The sequence below is a fragment of the Flavobacterium kingsejongi genome, from assembly GCF_003076475.1.
Taxonomy (GTDB): domain Bacteria; phylum Bacteroidota; class Bacteroidia; order Flavobacteriales; family Flavobacteriaceae; genus Flavobacterium; species Flavobacterium kingsejongi.
The window spans coordinates 3,122,165-3,147,021 of the sequence record NZ_CP020919.1 but is presented as its reverse complement, the minus strand read 5'-3'; the positions used below and the strand labels follow the sequence as shown (position 1 = coordinate 3,147,021).

At 39.2% G+C, this 24,857-nt stretch carries 23 protein-coding genes and 3 pseudogenes; 15 read left to right on the top strand and 11 right to left on the bottom strand.

Going from position 1 to position 24,857, the window contains the following annotated elements; translation table 11 throughout:
• Positions 1-2: 2 nt before the first annotated feature.
• Together FK004_RS14155 and FK004_RS14150 are read right to left on the bottom strand one after the other, a co-directional pair.
• Positions 3-1,373 (bottom strand): HAMP domain-containing sensor histidine kinase, encoded by a 1,371-nt coding sequence (locus FK004_RS14155; protein WP_108737843.1) that lies wholly within the window; start codon positions 1,371-1,373, stop codon positions 3-5.
• The gene (locus FK004_RS14150; RefSeq protein WP_227871609.1) at positions 1,370-2,053 is read right to left on the bottom strand and encodes a response regulator transcription factor; all 684 of its coding nucleotides are present in this window, start codon (positions 2,051-2,053) and stop codon (positions 1,370-1,372) included. Before FK004_RS14150 ends, FK004_RS14155 begins: the two co-directional genes overlap by 4 nt.
• A 259-nt stretch (positions 2,054-2,312) precedes the next feature.
• On the opposite strand from FK004_RS14150, the gene FK004_RS14145 reads away from it, so the two are divergent.
• The 4 genes from FK004_RS14145 to FK004_RS14130 all read left to right on the top strand — a co-directional run bounded on the left by FK004_RS14145 (position 2,313) and on the right by FK004_RS14130 (position 5,751).
• Positions 2,313-3,149: an SDR family NAD(P)-dependent oxidoreductase gene (locus tag FK004_RS14145; RefSeq protein WP_108737842.1), complete on the top strand. Its 837-nt coding sequence runs from the start codon at positions 2,313-2,315 to the stop codon at positions 3,147-3,149.
• A gap of 222 nt (positions 3,150-3,371) precedes the next feature.
• Positions 3,372-4,292, top strand: a complete 921-nt coding sequence (locus tag FK004_RS14140) for an AraC family transcriptional regulator (RefSeq protein ID WP_108737841.1) — start codon at positions 3,372-3,374, stop codon at positions 4,290-4,292.
• A 175-nt stretch (positions 4,293-4,467) separates the two neighbouring features.
• Positions 4,468-5,265: a DUF1444 family protein gene (locus FK004_RS14135; protein ID WP_108737840.1), complete on the top strand. Its 798-nt coding sequence runs from the start codon at positions 4,468-4,470 to the stop codon at positions 5,263-5,265.
• 36 nt (positions 5,266-5,301) lie between these two features.
• Positions 5,302-5,751 (top strand): nuclear transport factor 2 family protein, encoded by a 450-nt coding sequence (locus tag FK004_RS14130; RefSeq protein WP_227871608.1) that lies wholly within the window; start codon positions 5,302-5,304, stop codon positions 5,749-5,751.
• Between the two features lie 133 nt (positions 5,752-5,884).
• On the opposite strand, the gene uvrA is transcribed toward FK004_RS14130, so the two are convergent.
• From uvrA to FK004_RS19615, 4 genes are all read right to left on the bottom strand, one after another.
• Positions 5,885-8,413 carry an excinuclease ABC subunit UvrA gene (uvrA, locus tag FK004_RS14125; RefSeq protein ID WP_108738854.1) on the bottom strand — a complete coding sequence of 843 codons (2,529 nt, stop codon included), beginning with the start codon at positions 8,411-8,413 and terminating at the stop codon, positions 5,885-5,887.
• Between the two features lie 83 nt (positions 8,414-8,496).
• Positions 8,497-9,228 (bottom strand): hypothetical protein, encoded by a 732-nt coding sequence (locus FK004_RS14120; RefSeq protein WP_108737839.1) that lies wholly within the window; start codon positions 9,226-9,228, stop codon positions 8,497-8,499.
• An 84-nt stretch (positions 9,229-9,312) separates the two neighbouring features.
• Positions 9,313-9,540, bottom strand: coding sequence for a hypothetical protein (locus FK004_RS19620; protein WP_317046943.1), 228 nt, complete (start codon positions 9,538-9,540; stop codon positions 9,313-9,315).
• 42 nt (positions 9,541-9,582) lie between these two features.
• Positions 9,583-9,936, bottom strand: coding sequence for a class I SAM-dependent methyltransferase (locus FK004_RS19615; protein WP_317046942.1), 354 nt, complete (start codon positions 9,934-9,936; stop codon positions 9,583-9,585).
• A 197-nt stretch (positions 9,937-10,133) separates the two neighbouring features.
• Here FK004_RS19615 and FK004_RS14110 point away from each other — a divergent pair, with 197 nt between their 5' ends.
• Positions 10,134-10,580 carry a GyrI-like domain-containing protein gene (locus tag FK004_RS14110; protein WP_108737838.1) on the top strand — a complete coding sequence of 149 codons (447 nt, stop codon included), beginning with the start codon at positions 10,134-10,136 and terminating at the stop codon, positions 10,578-10,580.
• 704 nt (positions 10,581-11,284) lie between these two features.
• On the opposite strand, the pseudogene FK004_RS14100 reads toward FK004_RS14110, so the two are convergent.
• Positions 11,285-12,458 (bottom strand): annotated as a pseudogene (locus FK004_RS14100) (IS3 family transposase).
• Positions 12,459-12,768: 310 nt separating this feature from the next.
• Here FK004_RS14100 and FK004_RS14095 point away from each other — a divergent pair.
• The 10 genes and pseudogenes from FK004_RS14095 (at position 12,769) to FK004_RS14050 (ending at position 20,663) form a co-directional block, all read left to right on the top strand.
• Complete coding sequence (locus FK004_RS14095; protein ID WP_108737837.1) at positions 12,769-13,167, top strand: response regulator; 399 nt, start codon at positions 12,769-12,771, stop codon at positions 13,165-13,167.
• A gap of 106 nt (positions 13,168-13,273) precedes the next feature.
• Positions 13,274-13,573: a transposase gene (locus FK004_RS14090; RefSeq protein ID WP_108736037.1), complete on the top strand. Its 300-nt coding sequence runs from the start codon at positions 13,274-13,276 to the stop codon at positions 13,571-13,573.
• Positions 13,570-14,010 carry an IS3 family transposase gene (locus FK004_RS14085; protein ID WP_108737836.1) on the top strand — a complete coding sequence of 147 codons (441 nt, stop codon included), beginning with the start codon at positions 13,570-13,572 and terminating at the stop codon, positions 14,008-14,010. The genes FK004_RS14090 and FK004_RS14085 overlap by 4 nt, the downstream gene beginning before the upstream one ends.
• A 39-nt stretch (positions 14,011-14,049) precedes the next feature.
• Positions 14,050-15,224 (top strand): IS3 family transposase gene (locus FK004_RS14080; protein WP_420358875.1). Its coding sequence is split into 2 segments (ribosomal slippage): positions 14,050-14,317 and positions 14,317-15,224, totalling 1,176 coding nucleotides; the frame shifts between segments, so codons are not numbered across the junction.
• A gap of 26 nt (positions 15,225-15,250) precedes the next feature.
• A pseudogene (locus tag FK004_RS14075) lies at positions 15,251-15,712 on the top strand (IS3 family transposase); the annotation flags it as partial.
• 26 nt (positions 15,713-15,738) lie between these two features.
• Positions 15,739-16,200 (top strand): annotated as a pseudogene (locus tag FK004_RS14070) (IS3 family transposase); the annotation flags it as partial.
• A gap of 37 nt (positions 16,201-16,237) precedes the next feature.
• Positions 16,238-16,711, top strand: coding sequence for a hypothetical protein (locus FK004_RS14065; RefSeq protein ID WP_157956117.1), 474 nt, complete (start codon positions 16,238-16,240; stop codon positions 16,709-16,711).
• Positions 16,712-16,877: 166 nt separating this feature from the next.
• Entirely contained in the window at positions 16,878-18,062 is a 1,185-nt protein-coding gene (locus tag FK004_RS14060) for an MFS transporter (protein ID WP_108737833.1), read from the top strand.
• Between the two features lie 67 nt (positions 18,063-18,129).
• Positions 18,130-18,939: a helix-turn-helix domain-containing protein gene (locus FK004_RS14055; protein WP_108737832.1), complete on the top strand. Its 810-nt coding sequence runs from the start codon at positions 18,130-18,132 to the stop codon at positions 18,937-18,939.
• A 74-nt stretch (positions 18,940-19,013) separates the two neighbouring features.
• Positions 19,014-20,663, top strand: coding sequence for a serine hydrolase domain-containing protein (locus FK004_RS14050; protein ID WP_108737831.1), 1,650 nt, complete (start codon positions 19,014-19,016; stop codon positions 20,661-20,663).
• A 17-nt stretch (positions 20,664-20,680) separates the two neighbouring features.
• Here FK004_RS14050 and FK004_RS14045 read toward each other — a convergent pair whose 3' ends face one another.
• The 4 genes from FK004_RS14045 to FK004_RS14030 form a co-directional block, all read right to left on the bottom strand.
• Positions 20,681-21,742 carry a serine hydrolase domain-containing protein gene (locus FK004_RS14045; RefSeq protein WP_193844342.1) on the bottom strand — a complete coding sequence of 354 codons (1,062 nt, stop codon included), beginning with the start codon at positions 21,740-21,742 and terminating at the stop codon, positions 20,681-20,683.
• 147 nt (positions 21,743-21,889) lie between these two features.
• A complete protein-coding gene (gene mqo / locus FK004_RS14040; protein ID WP_108737830.1) occupies positions 21,890-23,479 on the bottom strand; it encodes a malate dehydrogenase (quinone) in 1,590 nt (529 codons plus the stop codon).
• Positions 23,476-23,730, bottom strand: a complete 255-nt coding sequence (locus tag FK004_RS14035; RefSeq protein ID WP_108737829.1) for a hypothetical protein — start codon at positions 23,728-23,730, stop codon at positions 23,476-23,478. Before FK004_RS14035 ends, mqo begins: the two co-directional genes overlap by 4 nt.
• A 128-nt stretch (positions 23,731-23,858) precedes the next feature.
• Positions 23,859-24,779 (bottom strand): alpha/beta hydrolase, encoded by a 921-nt coding sequence (locus tag FK004_RS14030; RefSeq protein WP_108738852.1) that lies wholly within the window; start codon positions 24,777-24,779, stop codon positions 23,859-23,861.
• Positions 24,780-24,857 lie beyond the last annotated feature (78 nt).

Genomic DNA, 24,857 nt, shown 5'->3' with positions numbered 1-24,857 from the left:
CCTTATAAATGATGGATTTCTACTGTAAAAGTAGTGCCTTCGCCAGGATTGGAAGTCACGGAAATTGTTCCGCGGTGGAGCAGTATTATTTTTTGGGTCAGCGAAAGCCCAATCCCGTTCCCGTCGGCAAATTCTTTGTTTTCCCCTCTGTAAAACGGTGTAAAGATACAAGCCAGGTCTTCTTTTGAAATCCCAATCCCGCTATCGTAGAACTGCAGTACAATGCTATGGTTGGTAAATGAAACCGAAAGCCTGCTCTGGTGGTTTTCAGAAAACTTACAGCCATTCTCCAGCAGGTTTACAAAAGCAACTTTTAAAAGGTATTCATTTCCGTTAACCGAAATTTGGTTGTCGTTTTCAAAATCATTTTCAAAATGAATGGAAACGTGGTAAACATTGGGTTTTGCCTTTTGCACCTGTTGTATTGCATCCAATAATATCTCATCAATACGTACCGGCTTAAAGGTAATTTCAGAAGGATCATAACTTGCTTTGGCAAGATCGAGCAGGCTATTGGATAATTTCACCAGCTTTTGTGCATCCTGCAAGGTATTTTGCACCACAATTTTATATTCGCTGATGCTGCGTTCTTTATTTGTAGAGAGTTCCAGTTCGGTAATAATTGCCGAAAGTGGTGTCCGCAATTCGTGGGAGATATTGGAAACAAAATTCTTTTGCGCATCAAATGAATTCTCCAACCGATCCAGCATTTCATTAAAAGTATCCGCCATTTTAGAGATTTCATCCTTGCTTCCCTTGGTGGCAATTCGTAAATCCAGGTTGGTCGCAGTAATGTTTTTTGCTTTTTCAGTCATTTCAACAATAGGCTCAAATGCCTTTTTGGAAAAATACCGCCCGGCAATATAAATGAACAAAATAGAAGCAATAAAAAGAATCACACTATTTTCCAGCAGATTCTGCAATTTTTTATAGCCATGTTCATCATACGCAATGGCAGTAATGATGTATTCTTTGTCCTGGAATTTGTATTTAAGGCCAACGACCTGCCAATCGTCCAGGTAAAACTGTAGCTTGTCTTTCTTTTGGATCTCATCGATCATCGCTTTGGTTTCCTTGACAGCATCAATATCATCGGCGTCATGATACAACAAGTGAAAAGAAGTATCGTAAATGGCGACTTCTACTTCGTTGATCGTTGCGCGGTTATTGATGTAAATGCTTTGCAGGGTTTTGGTATCCACCTGGGCATTCAGGAACAAATTGGCTTTGGTGATTGCCTCTTTTTTCAGTACGGCATAAAATTCATTCTCCCGGTTTTCCTTAGCGGAAATATAAATAATCGCAGCAAAAAACAATAAGATTGTTGCTGTGATAAAAGTGAACAATAAGGTAAGCCTTTGTCGTATTTTCATTCTGCTTTCAAAATAAATCCCATTCCCGATTTGGTATGAATCAGTTTTTTGTCAAAATCTTTATCTATCTTTTTTCTCAGGTAATTGATGTACACATCAATAAAATTGGTCCCGGTATCAAAATGCATGTCCCATACTTTTTCGGCAATTTCTGTTCTGGACAGTACCCGTTCTGTATTCTGGAGCATGTATTCCAATAGCTTAAATTCCTTAGGCGTCAGGCTGATGGCAATATCCTTTCGCTTTACGTTTAGTGTTTTCAGGTTCATTTCGAGATCGTCGTATTTCAAGATAAAACCGATACTGTTCATTTTACCGTTGCTTCGTTTTAGCAAAGCCCGGATACGCACCAGGAGTTCCCTCATTTCAAAAGGTTTGGTCAGGTAATCATCGGCTCCGGCATCAAATCCTTCCACTTTATCATCCGTAGTTCCCAAAGCGGTTAGCATCAAAATGGGCAATTCTGGTTTCGTTTTTCGTATTTCCTTACACAGGTCCAGGCCATCGAGTTTGGGCAATATGACATCTGTAATGACCAGGTCATAATCATTATTCAGTGCTAATTTTTTTCCGGAAAGGCCGTCATAAGCCAGGGAAAGTTCAAATCCCTGCTCTTCCAAGCCCCTCTGAATCAGTTCGGCTACCCTTTGGTCGTCTTCTATTACTAAAATTTTCATCATCACAAAGCTACACTTTCTCTTAACAGTTCCACCGATTTCATGCTTTAAAATTGCAACTTTCTATTCTTTTTCCAGTCGCCCACTATTTTTCAACATCTCCTTATGATAGCATTTCTTTTCGGATCAGGCTAAATTTTAATCACTCAATCCGGAAATTATGAAATGCCTATAATTGTTTGATATTTGCAAATATTGGTTTGATTCTTACATTTCCAGTGATTGCGAATGCCTGTAACTTTGTATCTAAAAAAAAGAAATCATGGACAAAGTAAAAACCTGGTATATTACAGATGCTTCCAAGGGGATTGGTCGTATGCTGGCAAAAAAACTGTTGGATTCAGGTCATAATGTCGCTGCAGTCAACTGGAGTATGGAGGATATTTCTGATACCGCTTCCGGAAAGCTACTGCCCCTGAGCGTAGACCTGAATGATGAAGATGCTATCTCCGAATCGCTCTACCGTGCCCATACGACTTTTGGTGCTATTGATGTAGTCCTTAATAATGCGGCATACGCGATTGGCGGCAGTATTGAAGAACTCAGCAGTATGGAAATCATGCACAGCCTGAATGTCAACCTATTGGCTACTATCCGTGTCATTCAGAATGTATTGCCGTACCTGCGCCAACAGCGTTCCGGGCACATTATCAATATCTCTGCGATATCCGGATTTTCATCTGGTGCACCATTGCCACTTTATACTGCAGCGAAATATGCCGTCAACGGAATCTCTGAAGCGCTGGCACAGGATGTAGCTGCACTGGGCATCAAGGTGAGTATTGTAACGCCAGGAGAGTTTAATACGGACATGCAGGATGAGACCGCTATGCCTTTTGCAGCAAAGGCTATTGCAGATTATAAAAATACCCGTAAACGGCAGCAGCAGCAATTTGTCTTCGAAAGGATGCGTCAGGGCGATTATGATAAGGTTACCGAAGCATTGCTAAAAATCAGTAGCCATCCCAATCCACCGCTTTATTTATTCTTAGGCAATGATGCCCACAGCAAAGCCCGGAATAAAATCAGGGGATTATCCCAAATCCTGGAACAGTGGAAAGACATCACTCATTCCATCGATTATGAAATAGGTGCCTGAGCAAAACCGAACAACGGAGGATCCCTTTTTATTTAAAATTGTTTGAATTTCGTAAAAAATAGTTTGAAATATGCAAATCCGGTACGCTGGTTCTGCGGTAACTTTGTGCGTTTCGAAATAGGGCTATCCTATTGCAAATCAAAAGATGCTGTGCCCCGGCAGCTACAAAGAGATGAAACACTATAATTTTCAGGAACGGGGGCAACTCACAAAATTCATATTATGATCCCATCCGAATCTTTAGAAGATTTTTACAAACATAAAAACCAGGTGCTGCCGGCAAACTGTGGGCAGGACTTTACCCATTTTAATGTTTTTCGGCGGGAAGACATTATAGACAATGCCATAGTCCCACCCCCGGTTCGCTATGCACGGCGGGATTTTTACAAAATAAGCCTGATCCGCGGTGAACATATATTCCATTTTGGAAATAAGAGTATCAAAACTTCGGGAAATAACCTGATGTTTTTCCATCCGCAGATTCCCTGCCGTTGGGAGGCCTGTGGAGACGATAACAGTACCGGTTATTTTTGCATTTTTAGAGAATCTTTTTTTACCGATTATATGCGAAGCAACATCCGGGAGCTCCCGATGTTTAAAACAATCAATAAGCCTTTGTATAGCCTCGATTCCGGGCAGCACCAGCAGATTGTTGCATTGTTTGAAAAAATACTGGCGGAGATGAATTCGGATTATCGCTATAAATTTGACCTGATCCAGAATTATGTGACCGAGTTTTTTCACTTTGCCCTCAAGATGGAACCTACAGAAACACTTTACCCGAATGCCGATGCCAATAGCCGCATTACTGCAGTATTTAAAGAACTTTTAGACCGTCAGTTCCCGATCGAATCCCATGCACAGCAGTTTGCAATGCGCTCTGCAAAAGATTTCTCCACGCAGTTATCAGTACATGTAAATCATCTCAACCGGGCTATTAAGGAAACCACAGGGAAAACAACTACGTACCATATTACCCAGAAAATAATTTCCGAAGCCCGGGATTTATTGAAATATACGGACTGGACAATCGCTGAAATCAGCTATTGCCTTGGCTTTGAGGAACAAGCCCATTTCAATAATTTTTTCAGGAAAAACCAGCTGCTATCGCCTACTGCTTACCGGATTTCCCTTGCTTCCTAAATCGTCAACCGCTATCATTAGTGCTGAAATCAAAGACAAACCTTTTTTTAACCCGTAAACAACTGTTATTTAGCGGATTATTATTTATATTTGTAATACTATATTTGTATACGGTAGCCCTACAGCTGCCACTTTGAATCGGCACACTATTTTAAGAACCCCAAATTTTAAAATTATGTTTTTCAAAATCTTCAAAAATACAACACTTTCAGAAGCTGAATTTTCCAAAAAATTTGCCACAGCATTACAAAAAAAGGTACTGGGATTGGAAATTGTATCCATCCACGATCTGACAATCCATACACAATTCCGGCAATCCAAAAAATACAATCATATCCTTAGCGCCTGTTATACGGACTATTTAAAAAATCCAACGGCCATTAGCAGCATCATCGAAAAATACATTAATGGCATCCGGGAATTCTATGATTCTAAAACGGCCATATCGATAGACCGGATCTTACCAGTACTCAAAGACAAGCGTTTTTTGGATCATTTGGAAAGCCTGCATCCCGGACATGAAATCACCCATGTCTACCAAAAGTATAATAGTGAACTTTATATCTTTTATGTAGAAGACAAAGAAGATACGATTACCTATCTGACTCAAAAACACCTACAAATGCTGCGTTTGTGTCCGGAATATGTAAAAACTAAAGCACTGGAGAACCTAAAAGATGTTTTGGTAATTGAAAGGCATGGCGAAAACGGCTACTATGGAATTGCGACTGATGGCAATTATGAATCCAGCCTTATCCTGCTCGATATCTGGAACCATGATTATTTTCCGGTACAGGGCAATTTTATAATAGGAATTCCTTCCCGGGGTCATCTACTGATAACGGGAGATAAGGATTCAGAAAATCTGCACAAAATGTATGACATCGTTGCTGAGATTAACCTGACTGACAGTTATTTAGTTTCGGATAAGCTATTCGAATGGAAAAATGGTATATTTGAAGTATTTCAATAGCCAGCTTAACGGCACAACCTTTATAACTACTACACCATGATTAAAAAACTACTCCCGATCCTTATTGTAACACTAACCTTTACTTCCTGTATGAATACTGACTCCCACTCCGAAACGACTTCTGACAACGAAAAGCTGATCGAGCAATACTTTAGCCATTTCAACAAACATGAATGGGAGAAAATGGCCGCAATGTACGCGGAGACCGCTGAATTTAAAGATCCTTCCTTAGGCAGTGGAATTGTCAAACAAACGCGCGCTCAAATTATCAAAAAATATGCGGAACTCAGCACCATGTTTCCGGATGTAAATGATAAAGTGCTCACTGTGTACCCTTCCGGGAAAAACCATATCATTGTAGAGTTTCTTTCCACAGGTACAGCTCCGGATCAATCCAAATTTGAATTGCCCATCTGTACTATTTTCACTATTGAAAACGGTATAATCACCAAAGACTTTACCTATTATGATAATTTTGAGGAGTAATCCCCAATCAGGATTCTAAAAATAATTGGGTAGCTACCCCTTATTTTTAAATCCTAACAAAAGCAATAGCCAGCCCAAATGAAACTACAGTTTCGGCTGGCTATTATTATAATCAGTAGCAATAGAGACGGTATTATCTCAAATACTTTTTTAAATAGTGTGCGGTACTACTTTTGGTGCTTTTAGCCACTGTAGCCGGTACACCTTCTACTACAAGTTTTCCTCCTTTATCTCCTGCTCCGGGACCAATATCAATTACCCAGTCACTCGCGGCAATTACATCCATATCATGTTCCACCACGATAACGGTATTTCCGGATTGTACCAATCCGTTGAGTTGGATCATTAGCTTTTCAACATCGGAAGGATGTAGGCCGGTCGTAGGCTCATCAAGGACATATAATGTATTTCCATGTTGTACGCGTTGCAGTTCTGTCGCCAGTTTAATCCGTTGTGCCTCACCTCCTGATAATTCGGTTGCAGGCTGTCCCAAACGCAAATAACCAAGCCCTACCTTCCGGATTACGGTAAGTCCATGGTGAATTTGCTTCTCTTCTTTAAAAAATTCCCAGGCCTCATCGACTGTCATCTTCAATACCTCGGCTATATTTTTATCCTGGTAGCGCACTTCCAGTGTTGCTTCATTATAACGGCTTCCGTTACAGGTAGGACAAGGTGCATAAACACTGGGCAGGAATAATAACTCCACCATCACAAATCCTTCACCCTGGCAATGCGAACAACGTCCTTTGGCCACATTGAATGAAAAACGTCCCGCATCATATTTACGTGATTTGGCCATTTTTGTCGTGGCAAATAACTTACGGATATGGTCAAATAATCCGGTGTAGGTAGCGAGGTTGGATCTTGGGGTACGCCCGATGGGTTTCTGGTCCACCACAACCAGCCGTTTTATAAATTCCATCCCAGCTGTAATACTGCCTCCCACTGTTTTTACAACAGGCTCATCCAGCAGTTGGTTTTCTTCCTCATTAGCGGCGGTTTCAGGCTGGCCCAACTGGCTGGCAACCAAATCAACTAATACCTGGCTCACCAGGCTGCTTTTGCCCGAACCCGATATTCCTGTTACACTTGTAAATACACCCAGTGGGAATTTTACCGAAATGGTATTGAGATTATTACGGGATACATCTTCCAACTGAAGCCAGCCTTTAGGAACAGCAGGTACTTTTAATACAGGCTTATGCTTTTCAAGATAATGCCGGGTCACCGAATCCTTAATGTTATGCAAGCCTTCTGGAGGTCCACTATACAGCACATGCCCACCTAATTCTCCCGCCGCAGGACCTACATCGACAATCCAGTCGGCATGCCGGATCACTTCGATCTCGTGTTCCACTACAAACAGTGAATTTCCGGAAGCTTTAAGACGGTCAAGCGCCCGAAGCAGTGCTGCCGTATCGGCTGGATGCAACCCTGCTGAAGGCTCATCCAACACATACACCACCCCAAATAAATTGGATCGTATTTGTGTTGCAAGACGCAACCGCTGTAACTCACCCGGAGATAATGTTGGAGCGCTTCGGTTGAGCGTCAGGTAGCCCAGGCCAAGATCCAGTAACACATGCAACCGGGCGATAAGATCTTCTGCAATACGCAGGGCAACCAGCACTTTTTCAGGATTCTCCTTTTCAAATGCTGTAGTTGCAGTCGTTTTTGTCTTTGTAAAAGGCTCGAATATTTCAGCCAGGCGCTCCAAAGGTACCCGGGTCATTTCGGTAATATCCAGCCCTGCAAAGGTCACGGACAGGGATTCCTTTTTGAGTCTTTTGCCCTTACAAACCGGGCAATCGGCACTCAGCATATACTGTGATACCCTCTTTTTCATCAATGGGCTTTGGGTATTGGCAAACGTGTGCATAACATAGCGTTTTACTCCCGTAAAAGTCCCCATATAATCCGGTTGTGTCTTATTTTTTATCGCTTTCAGTACCTGCTCCCGCGGCTGTCCGGCATATACGGCCACAACAGGCTGTTCCTCTGTAAAAAGAATCCAGTCCCGTGTTTCTCTGGGAAGATCCCGCCACGGTACATCCACATCATACCCCAGCGTCGTTAGTATATCGCGTTGGTTTTGGCCTGCCCAGGCCATTGGCCAGGCAGCGACAGCACGTTCCCGTATCGTTAGAGAATCGTCCGGTACCATTGATTTTTCAGTGACTTCAAAAACCCGCCCCAAACCATGGCATTCCGGACATGCCCCTTCAGGAGTATTCGGTGAAAAAGATTCCGCATACAGTATCGATTGTCCTTCAGGATAATCACCAGCGCGGGAATAGAGCATCCGCAACAAATTGGATAATGTAGTTACACTACCCACCGAAGAACGGGTACTTGCAGCACCCCTTTGCTGCTGTAGCGCTACTGCCGGGGGTAATCCTTCAATAGCATCTACCTCGGGAATGGCCATTTGGTTAAAGAGCCTTCGGGCATACGGTGATACCGATTCCAAATACCGTCTTTGGGCTTCGGCATATAATGTTCCGAACGCCAATGATGATTTTCCAGATCCCGAAATACCCGTGAATACCACCAGTGCATCCCGCGGGATTACGACATCCACATTTTTAAGATTATGTTCTCTTGCACCTGTTACGGTTACAAAACCACTATATTTTTTATTCCTTTCTTCCTGATTCATTTTTTCCATTGCCACACAATAATTACGCCTGATGCATTACAAAAATACCAATTTATTGGATGTAAGCCTCCGATTCCCCTAAGTTAGCCATCGTAATTTAAAGCGGCTATTTTTTTGTCATCGAAACTAATTTCTAATATATGATCCGGCATAATCGAATCACCAGCTGTAATAACAGCTGATATACGACCCAGCTCATTTACAGTAATGACAACACTGAAAATCTCCAACTCTTCATACCATTCTTTATCAACTTCTTCTTCCATAAGGACCTGATATCCCGTTTCTAATATTGATTTGCAATTGCCCATCCATTGAATGTATGCTATAAGTAGTTCATATAGATCACTAAAATTCAATTTATTATGAATAAAAACAGTTATAGGTTCCTTTTCAAATACCATATCAAAAACGACAACCGGCTTATTGATCTTATAGCTGCGCCATTCAGCGTCGATACCTTCATTCTGGAAGTCATTTACTGACAGTTGGTACAAACTTTTATCAGGCTTTTCCCTTTTTCTTTTCAGTATAAAATTATCCTGATGGGATTGGGCAAGCTGTTCCATTGCAAAGAGTTTATTAACGTCTTTGCGGTTGTTCCTGTCGGCAAGAGGCAGGAAAATAGTATATGCTTTTTTGTGATAGCCTAATAACGAGTACACATAAGAAGAAATTAAAAGAGATTCTTTATCGTGTAGCAAACAGAGACGATCCAAAAAGGCATACAAGTGCACAATACTTTCTTTGGACTGTTTCGAATCTCTAAAATCTTTGGAAAGCAGTATATAACGCTGCATTGGGGTTTCTTTCATTTCAGGGTATTTTTAGCAAATAGTACTATTTACGATTATAACAAACTTTCGCCTCTTTTAATATGAATTGTAAGCAAAACCCGTTTATTTTTTTCGCCCGACAAATCGTATTACTGAGCCTACTCCATTATGAAATTGCCCCTCGTTCAGCTCAATTTCTTTTTCTTCCAATTCCATAATATCATAATTTTCAAAATCTGATTTTATTTCTGCAATGGAGAATAACATCGATACTTCTTTTGGCCCGCCTACCTTTTCATCCTTAGCGAGGTACTCAATGTGCTTTTTACTAAATGCTTCAAAAATAATCACTCCGCCCGAACGTAAATAATGGTCAAGCCTCTTATGGTATGCTTATTTTATGTTGGCCGGAAAATGTGCATAGATAAGTGCAATAGCATCGAATTGCCCATCCTGGTAATTCATGGTGTCTAATGGGCCAACCTGATAATCCATCGTAACATTCTTAGATGCGGCAAGTTGCAATGCTTTATTTTTTCCTTCAACGCTGATATCAAATGCCGAAACCTTCCATCCCAGCGAAGCGGCAAATACGGCATTACGCCCTTCCCCTTCTGCGGGCAAGAGCATGGTTCCTACTTCTAATTGCTCCAATTGTTGTTTCAGGTAAGTATTCGGTTGTTCGCCATACGCAAATTCCTCTTTGCTATAGCGCTCATTCCATCGGTCAAGCCAGAGATCCTCCATTATTTCAGCTGTTTTATAGTTACTATTAAATGCTTAAAATTGTTTTTATCAGTCCCTAAAATTACGCAAAGCTCCCGTAATTCATATTGATTTTGCGAGGCAAAACTAAAATTATCGTGACAACTAAAATTATCCCCTGACATACTGTTGTCATTGCCCTCTTTTATATTTGTAATCAACTCTAAAAATAATAGTACATGAATCCTGAAACCCACCCTGAATTCCATATTATCGGCATTGCCATACATACCACCAATGAAAACGGGGAATCTGCAATAGCGATTCCAGCATTATGGAATCAGTTTATGACCAACGGACTGCTGCATAAAATTCCAAATGCGATTGACCATTCTATTTATTGCCTGTATACCGAATATGAAAAAGACTACACACGTCCCTATACAACCCTTTTGGGCTGCAGGGTCAGTAGTTTGGATGAGATCCCGGAGGGAATGACGGGAAAAACCATACCGGAAGGAACTTATTCCCTATTTCCGGTAAAAGGGGAACTGCAACAGGGAATTGTATATGACGAATGGACTAAGATCTGGAAATCAGACCTACCCCGTGCCTACACTACCGATTTTGAAATTTATCCCGAAGGGAAACCATCAGAAATGACCATTTATATAGCAACACTATAAAAAAATACAGATGACTTTAAACAGGGCGTAGTAATGCTGCGCTTTGTTATATGTAGTGTCAGAATGACCTTTTAGGTATACGAAACATTACACACGCCTATAGAAACTGTACCCACACCTATAGCAATATAATACACGCCAATAGAAATTGTACCCACACCTATAGCAATATAATACGCGCCTATAGAAATTGTACCCACACCTATAGAAATATAATACGCGCCTATAGAAATTGGACCCACACCTATAGCAATATACTATACGCCTATAGAAGCAGTGCACACACCTATAGCAATATACTACATGCCTATAGAAACGCTACTCACACCTATAGCAATAGCCCCTACATCTATTTAAATTGTAGAACATTGCTATTATACACTAAATACAATCTTATCCCAACCATCCTTCCCGATCCAGGCTGCGGTATTGGATGGCTTCCGAAATATGGGTGGAATCAACATCTGCAGCAGCTTCAAGGTCGGCAATGGTACATATTCCTCCTCTATCGCATATAGGATATTTTCAAAGGTTCTCCGATGTTATGCATTTTCCCACGTTAGTAGATTTCTCTTAATGCGCAGATTTTTTATATTGAATGGATTTTCTTAAAGATCCTAAAAAAACTATTTATCTTTGTTTCGGCTAAAATCGTAAGTTTTGAAGATAGACTTTGGATATGCAAACAAAAATTGCACAGTAAGTTAAGCTACATTTTTGTAATTAATTTGATTGTTGAATTCTTCAATAGTTGCATAATTTAAAGCAGAATGCCTTCTTTTTCTGTTGTACCAAATTTCAATGTATTCAAAGATTTCCAGTTTCATTTGTTCTTTAGAAATGAGTTTGTTGCCATAAATCAATTCCGTTTTCAAAGATTTGAAGAAACTTTCGGCTACAGCATTATCCCAGCAATTTCCTTTACGGCTCATACTGCGAGTTATTTTTTTATAGGAATCAAGAACATTTACAAACTTTTTACTGGCATATTGGACACCTCTGTCGGAATGAAAAATCAAACCATTTTTAAGATCTCGGTTTTTAATTGCCATTTTCCAAGCTCCAAGTGTCGTTTGCTCAGTGCTCATTGCGTTGCTCAAACTCCAGCCTATAATTTTTCTGTCGTATAAATCCATAATAGTGGTCAGGTATACAAATCCCTCTTTAGTTTGGATGTATGTAATATCTGAAACCCAAACCTTTGATGGCATTTTTACAGTAAACTCTCTGTTTAATACATTTTCGACAACTAAATAATTGTGACTAGAGTTGGTTGTTACTTTAAACTTCTTGCTTAATTTACTTCGCAAGCCAAGTTCTTTCATATACTTTGCAACTGTAACTCTTGAAATTTTATAACCAATGCTTCGAAGTTCTAATGTTATTCTAGGACTCCCGTATCGTTGCTTGGTTTGAAAATAAATCAATGCTATCTGTTTTTTTATGGCGCTTTTTAGTTGCTGTCTTGCAGTATTTATTTGTTTTTTCCATCGGTAATAACTTCCATTGCTTACTTGTAGAACTCTGCACATTTTTTCAATCGGGAATAGCTGTTCATTGTTTTTAATGAAACTATAAATCATCGACCGTTCTTGGAAAAAATGCCGATTGCTTTTTTTAATATGTCACGTTCTAACTCTGCATCTTTGAGTTTTTTCTCCAGTTCATGGATTTTTTCTTGCTCGGGAGTTAGTTTTAAATTTCCTTTTCCAGGAAAACTTCCTTCTCCAAATTCCTGGAGTTCTTTACGCCATTTATAAAGCTGGGGGCTGTTATTCCTAACTCCCTGGCAAGTTCTGATACATTTGTTCTATCATAACTCAATTCAACGGCTTTTTCCTTAAAAGCCTTGTCGTAAATTTTGCGGACTTGTTTCATAGATTAAAATTAAGATTATTTCTTAACTTTCAATGCAGGCTAAGTTAGCATGTCCATCATATAAAATGTATTTTTACTGAAGATGGTGATTATCTTTATATAACTTTTGAGAATGACCATTCACAAACAAAAGAAGTAGTTTCTAATCTAATTAATGATTTAACATCCAATGATAGAAATGAAATTATGAAGAGAACGACTCATGGATTACATCAAATTAAATCGGTTCTTAATGACATGGATATCATCTTTAGTGTTTATGAAGATGGGGGAATACTAATGCTTAAATTAAAATTAAAAATTTACCACGATGAAAGTAGCGATATTTGAAAATGAATATGATTCTGTTAAGATAGCTTTTGAAACAGCTAATCTAATATATTTCAACAATATTATTACTTTCAAAATATTCCCTTCTTCACAATCTGCTGAAGGTGTTGCATTGAATAAATTTGATGTAATATTTATTGATATAGATTTATCAAGTAAAAGTGTCAATGATGGATACAGCCTTATTGAATATTTAGTTGAAACTTATAATTTAATACATAAGAAAATTGTAATTCTAACAGGTAACAATAAAATTAGAGAAGCTCTAACCAATAGAAATATTGACGCATCTTTATTTAATCTCATTATTAAACCTACTAATTTTATACTTATTGGAGATGTTATAAAAAAAATTACCGGTCTACCAGCAACAACTTAAAGATATAATTTCATATTTATTTTTAAATGTAAAAAGATAACTTCACAGCTTGGACATGCTAACTTAGCCTGCATTGAAAGTTAAGAAATAATCTTAATTTTAATCTATGAAACAAGTCCGCAAAATTTACGACAAGGCTTTTAAGGAAAAAGCCGTTGAATTGAGTTATGATAGAACAAATGTATCAGAACTTGCCAGGGAGTTAGGAATAACAGCCCCCCAGCTTTATAAATGGCGTAAAGAACTCCAGGAATTTGGAGAAGGAAGTTTTCCTGGAAAAGGAAATTTAAAACTAACTCCCGAGCAAGAAAAAATCCATGAACTGGAGAAAAAACTCAAAGATGCAGAGTTAGAACGTGACATATTAAAAAAAGCAATCGGCATTTTTTCCAAGAACGGTCGATGATTTATAGTTTCATTAAAAACAATGAACAGCTATTCCCGATTGAAAAAATGTGCAGAGTTCTACAAGTAAGCAATGGAAGTTATTACCGATGGAAAAAACAAATAAATACTGCAAGACAGCAACTAAAAAGCGCCATAAAAAAACAGATAGCATTGATTTATTTTCAAACCAAGCAACGATACGGGAGTCCTAGAATAACATTAGAACTTCGAAGCATTGGTTATAAAATTTCAAGAGTTACAGTTGCAAAGTATATGAAAGAACTTGGCTTGCGAAGTAAATTAAGCAAGAAGTTTAAAGTAACAACCAACTCTAGTCACAATTATTTAGTTGTCGAAAATGTATTAAACAGAGAGTTTACTGTAAAAATGCCATCAAAGGTTTGGGTTTCAGATATTACATACATCCAAACTAAAGAGGTGGACATGCTAACTTAGCCTGCATTGAAAGTTAAGAAATAATCTTAATTTTAATCTATGAAACAAGTCCGCAAAATTTACGACAAGGCTTTTAAGGAAAAAGCCGTTGAATTGAGTTATGATAGAACAAATGTATCAGAACTTGCCAGGGAGTTAGGAATAACAGCCCCCCAGCTTTATAAATGGCGTAAAGAACTCCAGGAATTTGGAGAAGGAAGTTTTCCTGGAAAAGGAAATTTAAAACTAACTCCCGAGCAAGAAAAAATCCATGAACTGGAGAAAAAACTCAAAGATGCAGAGTTAGAACGTGACATATTAAAAAAAGCAATCGGCATTTTTTCCAAGAACGGTCGATGATTTATAGTTTCATTAAAAACAATGAACAGCTATTCCCGATTGAAAAAATGTGCAGAGTTCTACAAGTAAGCAATGGAAGTTATTACCGATGGAAAAAACAAATAAATACTGCAAGACAGCAACTAAAAAGCGCCATAAAAAAACAGATAGCATTGATTTATTTTCAAACCAAGCAACGATACGGGAGTCCTAGAATAACATTAGAACTTCGAAGCATTGGTTATAAAATTTCAAGAGTTACAGTTGCAAAGTATATGAAAGAACTTGGCTTGCGAAGTAAATTAAGCAAGAAGTTTAAAGTAACAACCAACTCTAGTCACAATTATTTAGTTGTCGAAAATGTATTAAACAGAGAGTTTACTGTAAAAATGCCATCAAAGGTTTGGGTTTCAGATATTACATACATCCAAACTAAAGAGGGATTTGTATACCTGACCACTATTATGGATTTATACGACAGAAAAATTATAGGCTGGAGTTTGAGCAACGCAATGAGCACTGAGCAAACGACACTTGGAGCTTGGAAAATGGCAATTAAAAACCGAGATCTTAAAAATGGTTTGATTTTTCATTCCGACAGAGGTGTCCAATATGCCAGTAAAAAGTTTGTAAATGTTCTTGATTCCTATAAAAAAATAACTCGCAGTATGAGCCGTAAAGGAAATTGCTGGGATAATGCTGTAGCCGAAAGTTTCTTCAAATCTTTGAAAACGGAATTGATTTATGGCAACAAACTCATTTCTAAAGAACAAATGAAACTGGAAATCTTTGAATACATTGAAATTTGGTACAACAGAAAAAGAAGGCATTCTGCTTTAAATTATGCAACTATTGAAGAATTCAACAATCAAATTAATTACAAAAATGTAGCTTAACTTACTGTGCAATTTTTGTTTGCATATCCAATGGATTTGTATACCTGACCACTATTATGGATTTATACGACAGAAAAATTATAGGCTGGAGTTTGAGCAACGCAATGAGCACTGAGCAAACGACACTTGGAGCTTGGAAAATGGCAATTAAAAACCGAGATCTTAAAAATGGTTTGATTTTTCATTCCGACAGAGGTGTCCAATATGCCAGTAAAAAGTTTGTAAATGTTCTTGATTCCTATAAAAAAATAACTCGCAGTATGAGCCGTAAAGGAAATTGCTGGGATAATGCTGTAGCCGAAAGTTTCTTCAAATCTTTGAAAACGGAATTGATTTATGGCAACAAACTCATTTCTAAAGAACAAATGAAACTGGAAATCTTTGAATACATTGAAATTTGGTACAACAGAAAAAGAAGGCATTCTGCTTTAAATTATGCAACTATTGAAGAATTCAACAATCAAATTAATTACAAAAATGTAGCTTAACTTACTGTGCAATTTTTGTTTGCATATCCAATGGATTTGTATACCTGACCACTATTATGGATTTATACGACAGAAAAATTATAGGCTGGAGTTTGAGCAACGCAATGAGCACTGAGCAAACGACACTTGGAGCTTGGAAAATGGCAATTAAAAACCGAGATCTTAAAAATGGTTTGATTTTTCATTCCGACAGAGGTGTCCAATATGCCAGTAAAAAGTTTGTAAATGTTCTTGATTCCTATAAAAAAATAACTCGCAGTATGAGCCGTAAAGGAAATTGCTGGGATAATGCTGTAGCCGAAAGTTTCTTCAAATCTTTGAAAACGGAATTGATTTATGGCAACAAACTCATTTCTAAAGAACAAATGAAACTGGAAATCTTTGAATACATTGAAATTTGGTACAACAGAAAAAGAAGGCATTCTGCTTTAAATTATGCAACTATTGAAGAATTCAACAATCAAATTAATTACAAAAATGTAGCTTAACTTACTGTGCAATTTTTGTTTGCATATCCACAACCCCATGTCTCATTTTAAGCCACTACTCGAACAAGAAATGGATTATATCGGCGAAGTGACCATCAATGGCATTTCCTGCGCTGTAGGCTATAGCAAAAAATTCAAATGGAGCTGGATGGCCACCCAACTCAATACCTTTGTCTTTATGGCACAAACCGAAGATACCATAGCTAAAAATACCATCGAAAAATTTTCCAGCAGTTGCCTGGAATATGCCATCAAAAATAATAAAGGCTGGCCGAGAGGCCTACAGTCCGCTGTAGGATCTATTGCCATTCTCCAAAGCAAAAATGTAGACCGGAGTGCTTCCGATTTCTGTGAGCGCTTCTCGAAAAAACATTTTTCAGCATTTGAAATTCCAATCGTATTTGATTCCACCAAAAGTATTGCTTACCGCTACCATCAAAAACCATTATGGGGAAAAATATACTATCCGTTTTTTACCAAACTCATCAGTACGATAACCTCTAAATTATAATTCCTGAAAATCCAAAACCCAAGCGTTTTTGATTTTTTTTGAACCCTAGTGGCACACTGACAGGATCCGTTTCGGCATTCCCTTTTTTTCGCTTACCTTTTCCCTATTTCTCTTTTTGCCTCCACTTTTAAACAGTAATTTTGCGGCTTAGTTTAGTATGCTTAATATGATTCCTAAAGCCCATCCCATATACAATATCCATTTTGGATTAGTATGCCTGAGTTCCTTACTTTTTTCTGCAAGTTTTAATATGCTTATTCCCGAACTTCCTGCCTATCTGAGTGCTATGGGAGGAGCCGAACACAAAGGGCTTATTGTCGCCTTATTCACGTTGACCGCAGGAATTTCCCGTCCTTTTAGCGGCCGGTTGACCGATACCTTAGGCCGTGTGCCGGTAATGGCTGCTGGATCTATTGTCTGTTTTGTCTGTGGTTTTCTTTATCCGGTATTGGGTACGGTTTCGGGATTTCTTTTCTTACGTTTACTGCATGGCTTTTCTACTGGATTTAAACCAACGGCTACCGCTGCTTATGTGGCTGATATTATCCCGCGGGAACGCTGGGGGGAAGCCTTAGGCATACACGGGCTGTGCTTTAGCACCGGAATGGCCATCGGACCGGCCATCGGCAGTACCATCCGACTGTACTATTCCATCAATGTACTTTTTTATGCTTCCTCTGTTTTTGCATTGCTCTCGATAGTCATTCTTATGAACATGACCGAAACCTTAAAAAACAAGCAGCCTTTTCGTATGTCTATGCTGAAAATTTCGCGGAAAGACATTATTGCCATTGAAGTGCTGCCGGCGGGTATTGTCACCTTTTTATCCTATATGGCCTATGGTTGTATCCTAACACTGATTCCAGACTGGTCGCAACATCTGGGCATTGCCAATAAAGGAATGTTCTTTATGGTATTCACGCTTTCCTCGCTCGTTATCCGATTTGTTGCAGGAAGAGCTTCCGATCGTTATGGCCGCACCGATGTACTGAAGGCCGGACTTGTAGTACTGATCATCGCCCTGCTTATTGTTGGGTATTCAGAAACTATTGTAGGGCTGATGCTGGGATCGGTCTTTTATGGTATTGCTACCGGAATACTTTCCCCGGCGATCAATGCCTGGACCGTCGACCTGAGCCATCCCGATCATCGTGGAAAAGCAATGGCGACAATGTATATTGCACTGGAAGCCGGGATTGGCCTTGGTGCACTGTTTGCCGGCTGGTATTATCAGGATGCAATTGCCAAAATTCCTCATATCATTTATGCTTCAGCCGGAATAACCGTAATTGCTTTAGCCTATATGATCCTTAGGAATACTAAGAAAAACACACTGCAGGAATTGCCATAGATCCGGAAACGTTTTTTGTTGTACTTTAACGGCAAAATAAAGGGTAATCCCTTTTATCCCTATTCTAATGAAACAGCTGACTACTGGACAATTTTATGGACAAACCAATCAGAAACTTGAAATTGGTGGTATCATTCTCACCGATACAGAATATACCCATGATTGGGTAGACTGGCACTATCATGAGAATGCTTATTTCACATTTATCCTACAGGGAAATGTACTGGAAGGGAATAAAAAAGAAATCTACAATTGTACCAGTGGGGATTTGCTCTTTCATAACTGGCAGGAGCCCCATTACAACCGGAAACCGAAAGGCTATACCAGGGGTTTCCAGATTGAAGTCCGCCCAGAGTGGATCAGGCAATCCGGAATAGCCCTCGATCAGGTTCAGGGCAGCTTAAAACTTCAGGATCCTGAATTAAAATTATTGTTTTTTTCGCTTTTTCGGGAAACCAAGATGGACGACGCTACTACAGCACTGGCCATAGAAACACTACTTTTAAAAACATTTACCACCCTTCACGAATCGCATCAAACAGATCGTAAAAATAAACCTTTATGGTTAGGACAACTGCGTGAAATATTACACGACAGCTATCCTGAAAATTTGCTTTTACAGGAACTATCACTAAACTTAGGCATCCATCCCGTACACCTGTCCCGGGACTTTTCGAAGTATTTTCATTGCAATCTTGGGGATTATATCAGAAAGCTAAAAATCGAAAAGTCGCTTGTCCTGCTCTCCCAAAAACAGTTTTCTCTGCAGGATATCACTTATGCCTGTAGTTTTTCAGATCAAAGCCATTTTACCCGCAGTTTTCGTATCATGATGGGAACCACACCATCTGACTATCGCAAACTCTACTCAAAATAACCCGATGTTAATCCTGTTCTATTTTGACACTTGTTTATAGGGTAGTTTTGGAACATCGACAAATAAAAATAAACATGAAAAAAATCCTTCTTTTCTGCTCCTTCATACTAACAATCGGCGTATTGGGACAAACAAAAGATTTAGTACAAAATAACGGTATCAACACTCCGGATCATCGGGCTAATCTGGGAAAAATAGTTTTTATAGCGACTCCAGCCCCGATAGAAGACTACAAAGATTCGGATGCTATGGCTTCTGTACAGTTCAATAGTACAACTAATCTTTACCTTAGGGCATTTATGGATAATTCGGTAACCAATTACCTCCATCGCCTAGATACCAACTTAACTGCTGAAGAATTGCTGCAAAAAGGAAATTACCAGTTTAGTTTTTGGGTGGATGGAAAATTGGTATATGTAGAAAATTTGCATCATGGGGCAGAATGGCCTAATGATAAAAATAGTAAGACTATTTTGACCATTCCTTTGGTTAGCCAACGCAGTGAAGGATCATGGGGACGTTCGATGTGGCGGCGCTTTTATGAGAATAATGCTGGTGAGCAGCACCTTACGGTAGGAACTCATCAACTCAAAATAGAAATGCGCACTTACCTGGATCATAATGGCCTTAAAATAAGCCCGCTGATTGCAGTTGGTGCCGTCGAACTTGTAGTCACACCCCCGGTTAAGGCTACTGAAGCTGAGGCCGCCATACAACCAATTGCTCCTAATAGTGGCTGGCCAGTTTCTAAAGATGCGTATGCTACTGAAACGATAAAAGAGCTGAACCGTAAAATTGCCGAAAGTAAATTTCGAAAGATCACCAGCATTGTTGTAATCAAAAAAGGGGAATTGCTAATTGAAGAATATTTTAATGGGGCCAACAGAACGACCCTGCACGACACGCGATCTGTAGGAAAATCGTTTGCCTCTGCCCTTACCGGAATTGCCATACACGATGGTTACCTCAAAAATGAGCAACAAACGTTAGGTGAATTTTTTGACCTTAAAAAATTTAAAAATTACAGTCCGAAAAAAGAAAAAGTAACCCTAAAAAGCCTGTTGACGATGAGTTCCGGTTTTGACGGTTCAGATGCCAATAATGATTCACCCGGGAATGAGGAAAACATGTATCCTACCGACAATTGGGTGAGTTTTACATTAAACCTGCCTATGGATAAGACTAAAACTATTGGAAAAAATTGGGATTATTTTACTGCGGGGGTAGTAGTATTAGGAGATATTATCGATAAAAATGTTCCCGGTGGCCTGGTGGCTTATGCTGATAAAAAACTATTTGCCCCACTGGGCATTACGCATTATGAGTGGCAATATACGCCTCAAAATGTGGGTAATACCGCAGGATCCCTACAGATGAATACACTGGATTATGCTAAATTCGGGCAACTCTATCAAAATAAAGGAAAATGGAACGGGCAGCAAATCCTTACGCAGGACTGGGTCAAAAAAACATTTACCAATTATTTCACCAATCCCAACGATCCGAAAAAATACGGTTACCTGTTTTGGAACCAAACCTATACGGTAAATGGTAAAAATTATGATGCCTTTTTATGCAATGGCAATGGGGGTAATAAAATTATCGTTTTCACTACAATTCCGCTTACTATTGTAATCACGTCCACAGCGTATAATAGTTCCTTTGGGCACACCCAGGCTGATGAAATAGTGACAACCTACCTGCTGCCTGCAATTTTACAATAGCATAAAAAGATAAAAAGCTATTCTCCGAGATAAGCACTGATAATCTTTTCCCGCATTTTATTCAGGTCAACAGAATTGGTATTGGATAATATAATAAAAGTAAGGTCTTTATCAACGAGATGGATCCAGTTGGCACTATGACCATAGCCATAACCCTGCCTTTCGGCAAAAATAGTTTGGGTCTTTCCAAATGTTTTCGGATAGACCCAAAATCCTATAGCGACATCCCCAAGGGCACTATAAGCCGTTAGCATCAGATCTACGGTTTCTTTTTTTAGCAATGTATGCTTAAAAATGGCCTGGTCGAAAATCAGTAAGTCTTCCGGAGTCGAATACATCGCCCCCGCAGCATAGAAATTATCCATATAAAAGTTCGTCGGCCGATTCAATCGGTTGGGAATACTATCATCTTTTGTATAGGCAGCATCAAGCCCCCTGATGATATCCACATGATGGAGGTAATCGGTATGTTTCATTCCTAATGGCTGTACTATTTTTTCCTGCAATACTACTTCGTACGGTTTTCCATAAATCTTTTCAATGATTTTCCCCAGGATGATATAATCACCATTGCTATAATTGAATGTCGTACCGGGTGTCGTCAGTAATTTACCGGAACAATATTTCGTGATAAAAGTATCAACTCCCCAGATATCATTGCTGTAGACCTCGAGAAAGTTACGCATCTCTTCAAGATCCCTCCCACTGCTATAAGTCAGCAGGTTCCGAATCGTGATTTTGTTCGCTCCTTCTCCTGTATATTCGGGATAATAAGTAGCAATGGTAGCATCAAGATCAATTTTATGGGCTTCATACAACTGCATTATCAGTACTGCTGTAAAGGTCTTGGTGACTGAGAAAATATGGAATCGGGAATCTTTAGAGAATTTTGTGCCCTGCTCCCGGTTTGCAATACCGGTATACTTGAGATAATCCGTTTTTCCTTTTTTAGCAATCAATACAACACCATTAAAATTGCTATGGGCAACACAGGAATCCAAAACGCGATTTACCCGGGATGCTTGCCCATATACTGCTGGGATCAGGAAGCAGCAAAACAATACTACTATTTTTCTCATGGCACCTTACAATAAGTAATTTAAAAATACAATTGGCGATTCAGTTTTAGGAATTGCGGTTAAAGGTATAAAAAGTCCCATAGCAAAACTATCCAAAAAAAATCCCTATACTTTTAATGTATAGGGAATCTTTAGATGCTTAAATGATTAAGGCTTTTTCGCCATATTTGCCTCTGGAATTTCTTTCCAAATGATACCCAATTTTTCACAATTGTGTTTCCGGATTGCATTTGCCAGTGGGATATTGTCTGATAATTTTTGTCCATAAGACGGAATCATTTCTTTTATTTTAGCCTGCCATTCCGGGGTTTTCAGTTGTTCTTTATAACATTGCTCGATTACTTTCAGCATAATCGAAACGGAAGTGGAAGCTCCCGGAGAAGCGCCCAACAATGCGGCTACGCTACCATCGGAAGCTGTAACTACTTCGGTTCCGAATTGTAAGATCCCGCCTTGCGTACTTTCGTCGATTTTAATAACCTGAACCCGGTGCCCGGCAACCTTCAGGTCCCAGTCCTCCATTTTTGCCTTTGGGAAATACTCCCTCAGGGCTTCAAGGCGTTGCTCTGGTGTAAGTACGACCTGTTCTACGAGATATTTCGTCAACGGTACATTATCCAGTCCCGCTTCCATCATAGGACGGATATTATAAAAATTAAAGGACTCGGGAAGGTCAGTCCAGGCACCATTTTTTAGGAATTTAGGTGAAAATCCCGCAAAAGGTCCAAATAGTAATTCCTTCTTCCCATTAATAATTCTGGTATCAAGATGAGGTACCGACATTGGTGGTGATCCTACAGAAGCCTTACCATATACTTTGGCCTGGTGTTGCGCAATGATTTCAGGATTATTACATACCAACCATTCACCACTAACCGGAAAACCACCATATCCTTTAGCTTCGGGAATGTGTGTCTTCTCTAATAAGGGTAGCGTTGCCCCACCTGCTCCAATAAATACAAATTTTGCATTTATCGTTTTCGTTTTTTTAGTGGCCAGGTCCTTCACATACACTCGCCAGGTACCATCGGTATTTCGCTTGAAGTTTGTAACCTCGTGGTTTACTTTCAGGAATGTTTTGGATGATTTTACCAGATTTGAAGTCAGTTCCTGCGTGAGTGCCCCATAATTAACGTCAGTACCAATATCGATTTTCGTAGCTGCTACTTTTTGGGAGGCGTCACGCCCATTCATGACCAATGGAATCCACTGCTTATTTTGCTGCTGATCATCAGAAAATTCCATCCCGGTAAAAAGAGGGGCCTTTTGTAAAGCCAGGAATCTTTTTTTCAAATAGGCCACATTGTCCGCTCCTGTGATAAAACTCATGTGTGGCGTAGGATTGATAAAACTTTTGGGTGGGCCTATTTTCTGTGCTGTAACGAGGTACGACCAGAATTCTTTAGAAATCTCAAAAGATTCATTTATTTCTACTGCCTTATGAATATCAATGCTACCATCACTAAGCTCCGGAGTATAATTAAGTTCACACAATGCCGAATGCCCTGTTCCTGCATTATTCCATGCTGCCGAACTTTCCAGCCCTACAGCATCCAGTTTTTCATAGGCTGCAATCGATATATTGGGATCTAACTCTTTGAGCATCGTTCCGAGTGTAACACTCATAATGCCGCCCCCTACCAAAACCACATCTACAGTCTCGCTTTCGCTACTGTTTTTATCAGTACAGGAACCTAATAAAATGATGCATACAAAATAGATCAGGCACTTTTTCATCGGTTACTGATTTCGATTAAAGAACTTATAATTTTTGCAAAGGCATACAAAAACAAAAAGATAATAAAGCCAGCACCAAAAGTAAAAGCCGGTAAAATCCAGCCTCCGAGTCCACGTGGGGTGGCTATAAGATAGATCGTCCCAATTAAAGTCAGGATAGCAATAACATACGCTAAAAACAAAAATACTGAACTGAGCACTTTTAGCGTTTTGTGTAATTTTTTAATCTCTGTTGTAGTAATTGTTGTCATAATTTTCCTTTTAAGTTTATAAGTAATTTAAAATAAGAATCTTAACTCCACATTAAAGATAAAAAAAAACTATGACACTTTAGGGTTTTATTGGCTCATTGCAATACAGTGAGCCAATAAAGCTCTATTTAATCACAAAAATGATAGGCCGCAGATAGCGCATTCTTTTTCCCTGTAGGGATGATCGTATGATTTTGGAATTTCTTACCAGCCATAACATCGTTCAGGAAATCCAACATCGGCTTTTGGTCTTTTTCAAAAAGATAACCACTGTATTCATGTCCTCCACCACAAAAAGTATAGAGGCTTACCGTACCATCTTTCGCAATCAGGTCATTATATATGGAATAGGATCCAAACAACATCAGCCATCCGGTAGCATTCGTCGGGCAATAGTGATGCGCTGCTGTTCCATAAGGCACAGTCTGATCTCCATTTCCATGAAAAAGCATCATGGGTATCTTATTTTCTGCAGTAATCAGATTCAGGTCCATGATAGCTCCTGCTCCGGAAATCAACCCGGCATAACGGAAATTTCCGGGTAGTGTATTGGAGTACATATTCATCAGTTTGAAATCCCAAAAGGCGGCGTGCAGGACCGTTTCTCCTCCGGCACTTACTCCTGTGATGAAAATTTTTGAAGTATCAATATTGTATTTCTCCTGATTATCAATAAAAAAAGAAGTAGCAAGCCAGAGATCATTTACGGCATGTTGAAATGCTTTAATCTTTTCCGGAAGGGCACCATCGCAACTGTATTTTTTATTTTTTGCATATAGCGTATAACTTAAGGTAGCTGCGGCATACCCATTCTGTGCAAGGAACTTAGACGGGCTATCTCCTGCGCTTCGGTCGCCTCCTGAAAATCCACCGCCATGCACATACAACACTAATGGTAACTTTTTAGCACTTGCTTTTTCAGGCAGGAACAGATTGAGTTGAAGGCTAAGTGTATCATTCTTAAAATAGGTAATGGTTTGCTTTTTTTGTGCCTGCAGGCCGGAAACAGCCATTAAAAGCAACAAGGCAATGATGTTCTGTGATTTCATGGTCATTGTAATTTTATGGTTTAAAGCAAAGCCGGAATGAAGTGTATCACTTTATTCCGGCCTTGTAATTTTCAGCAA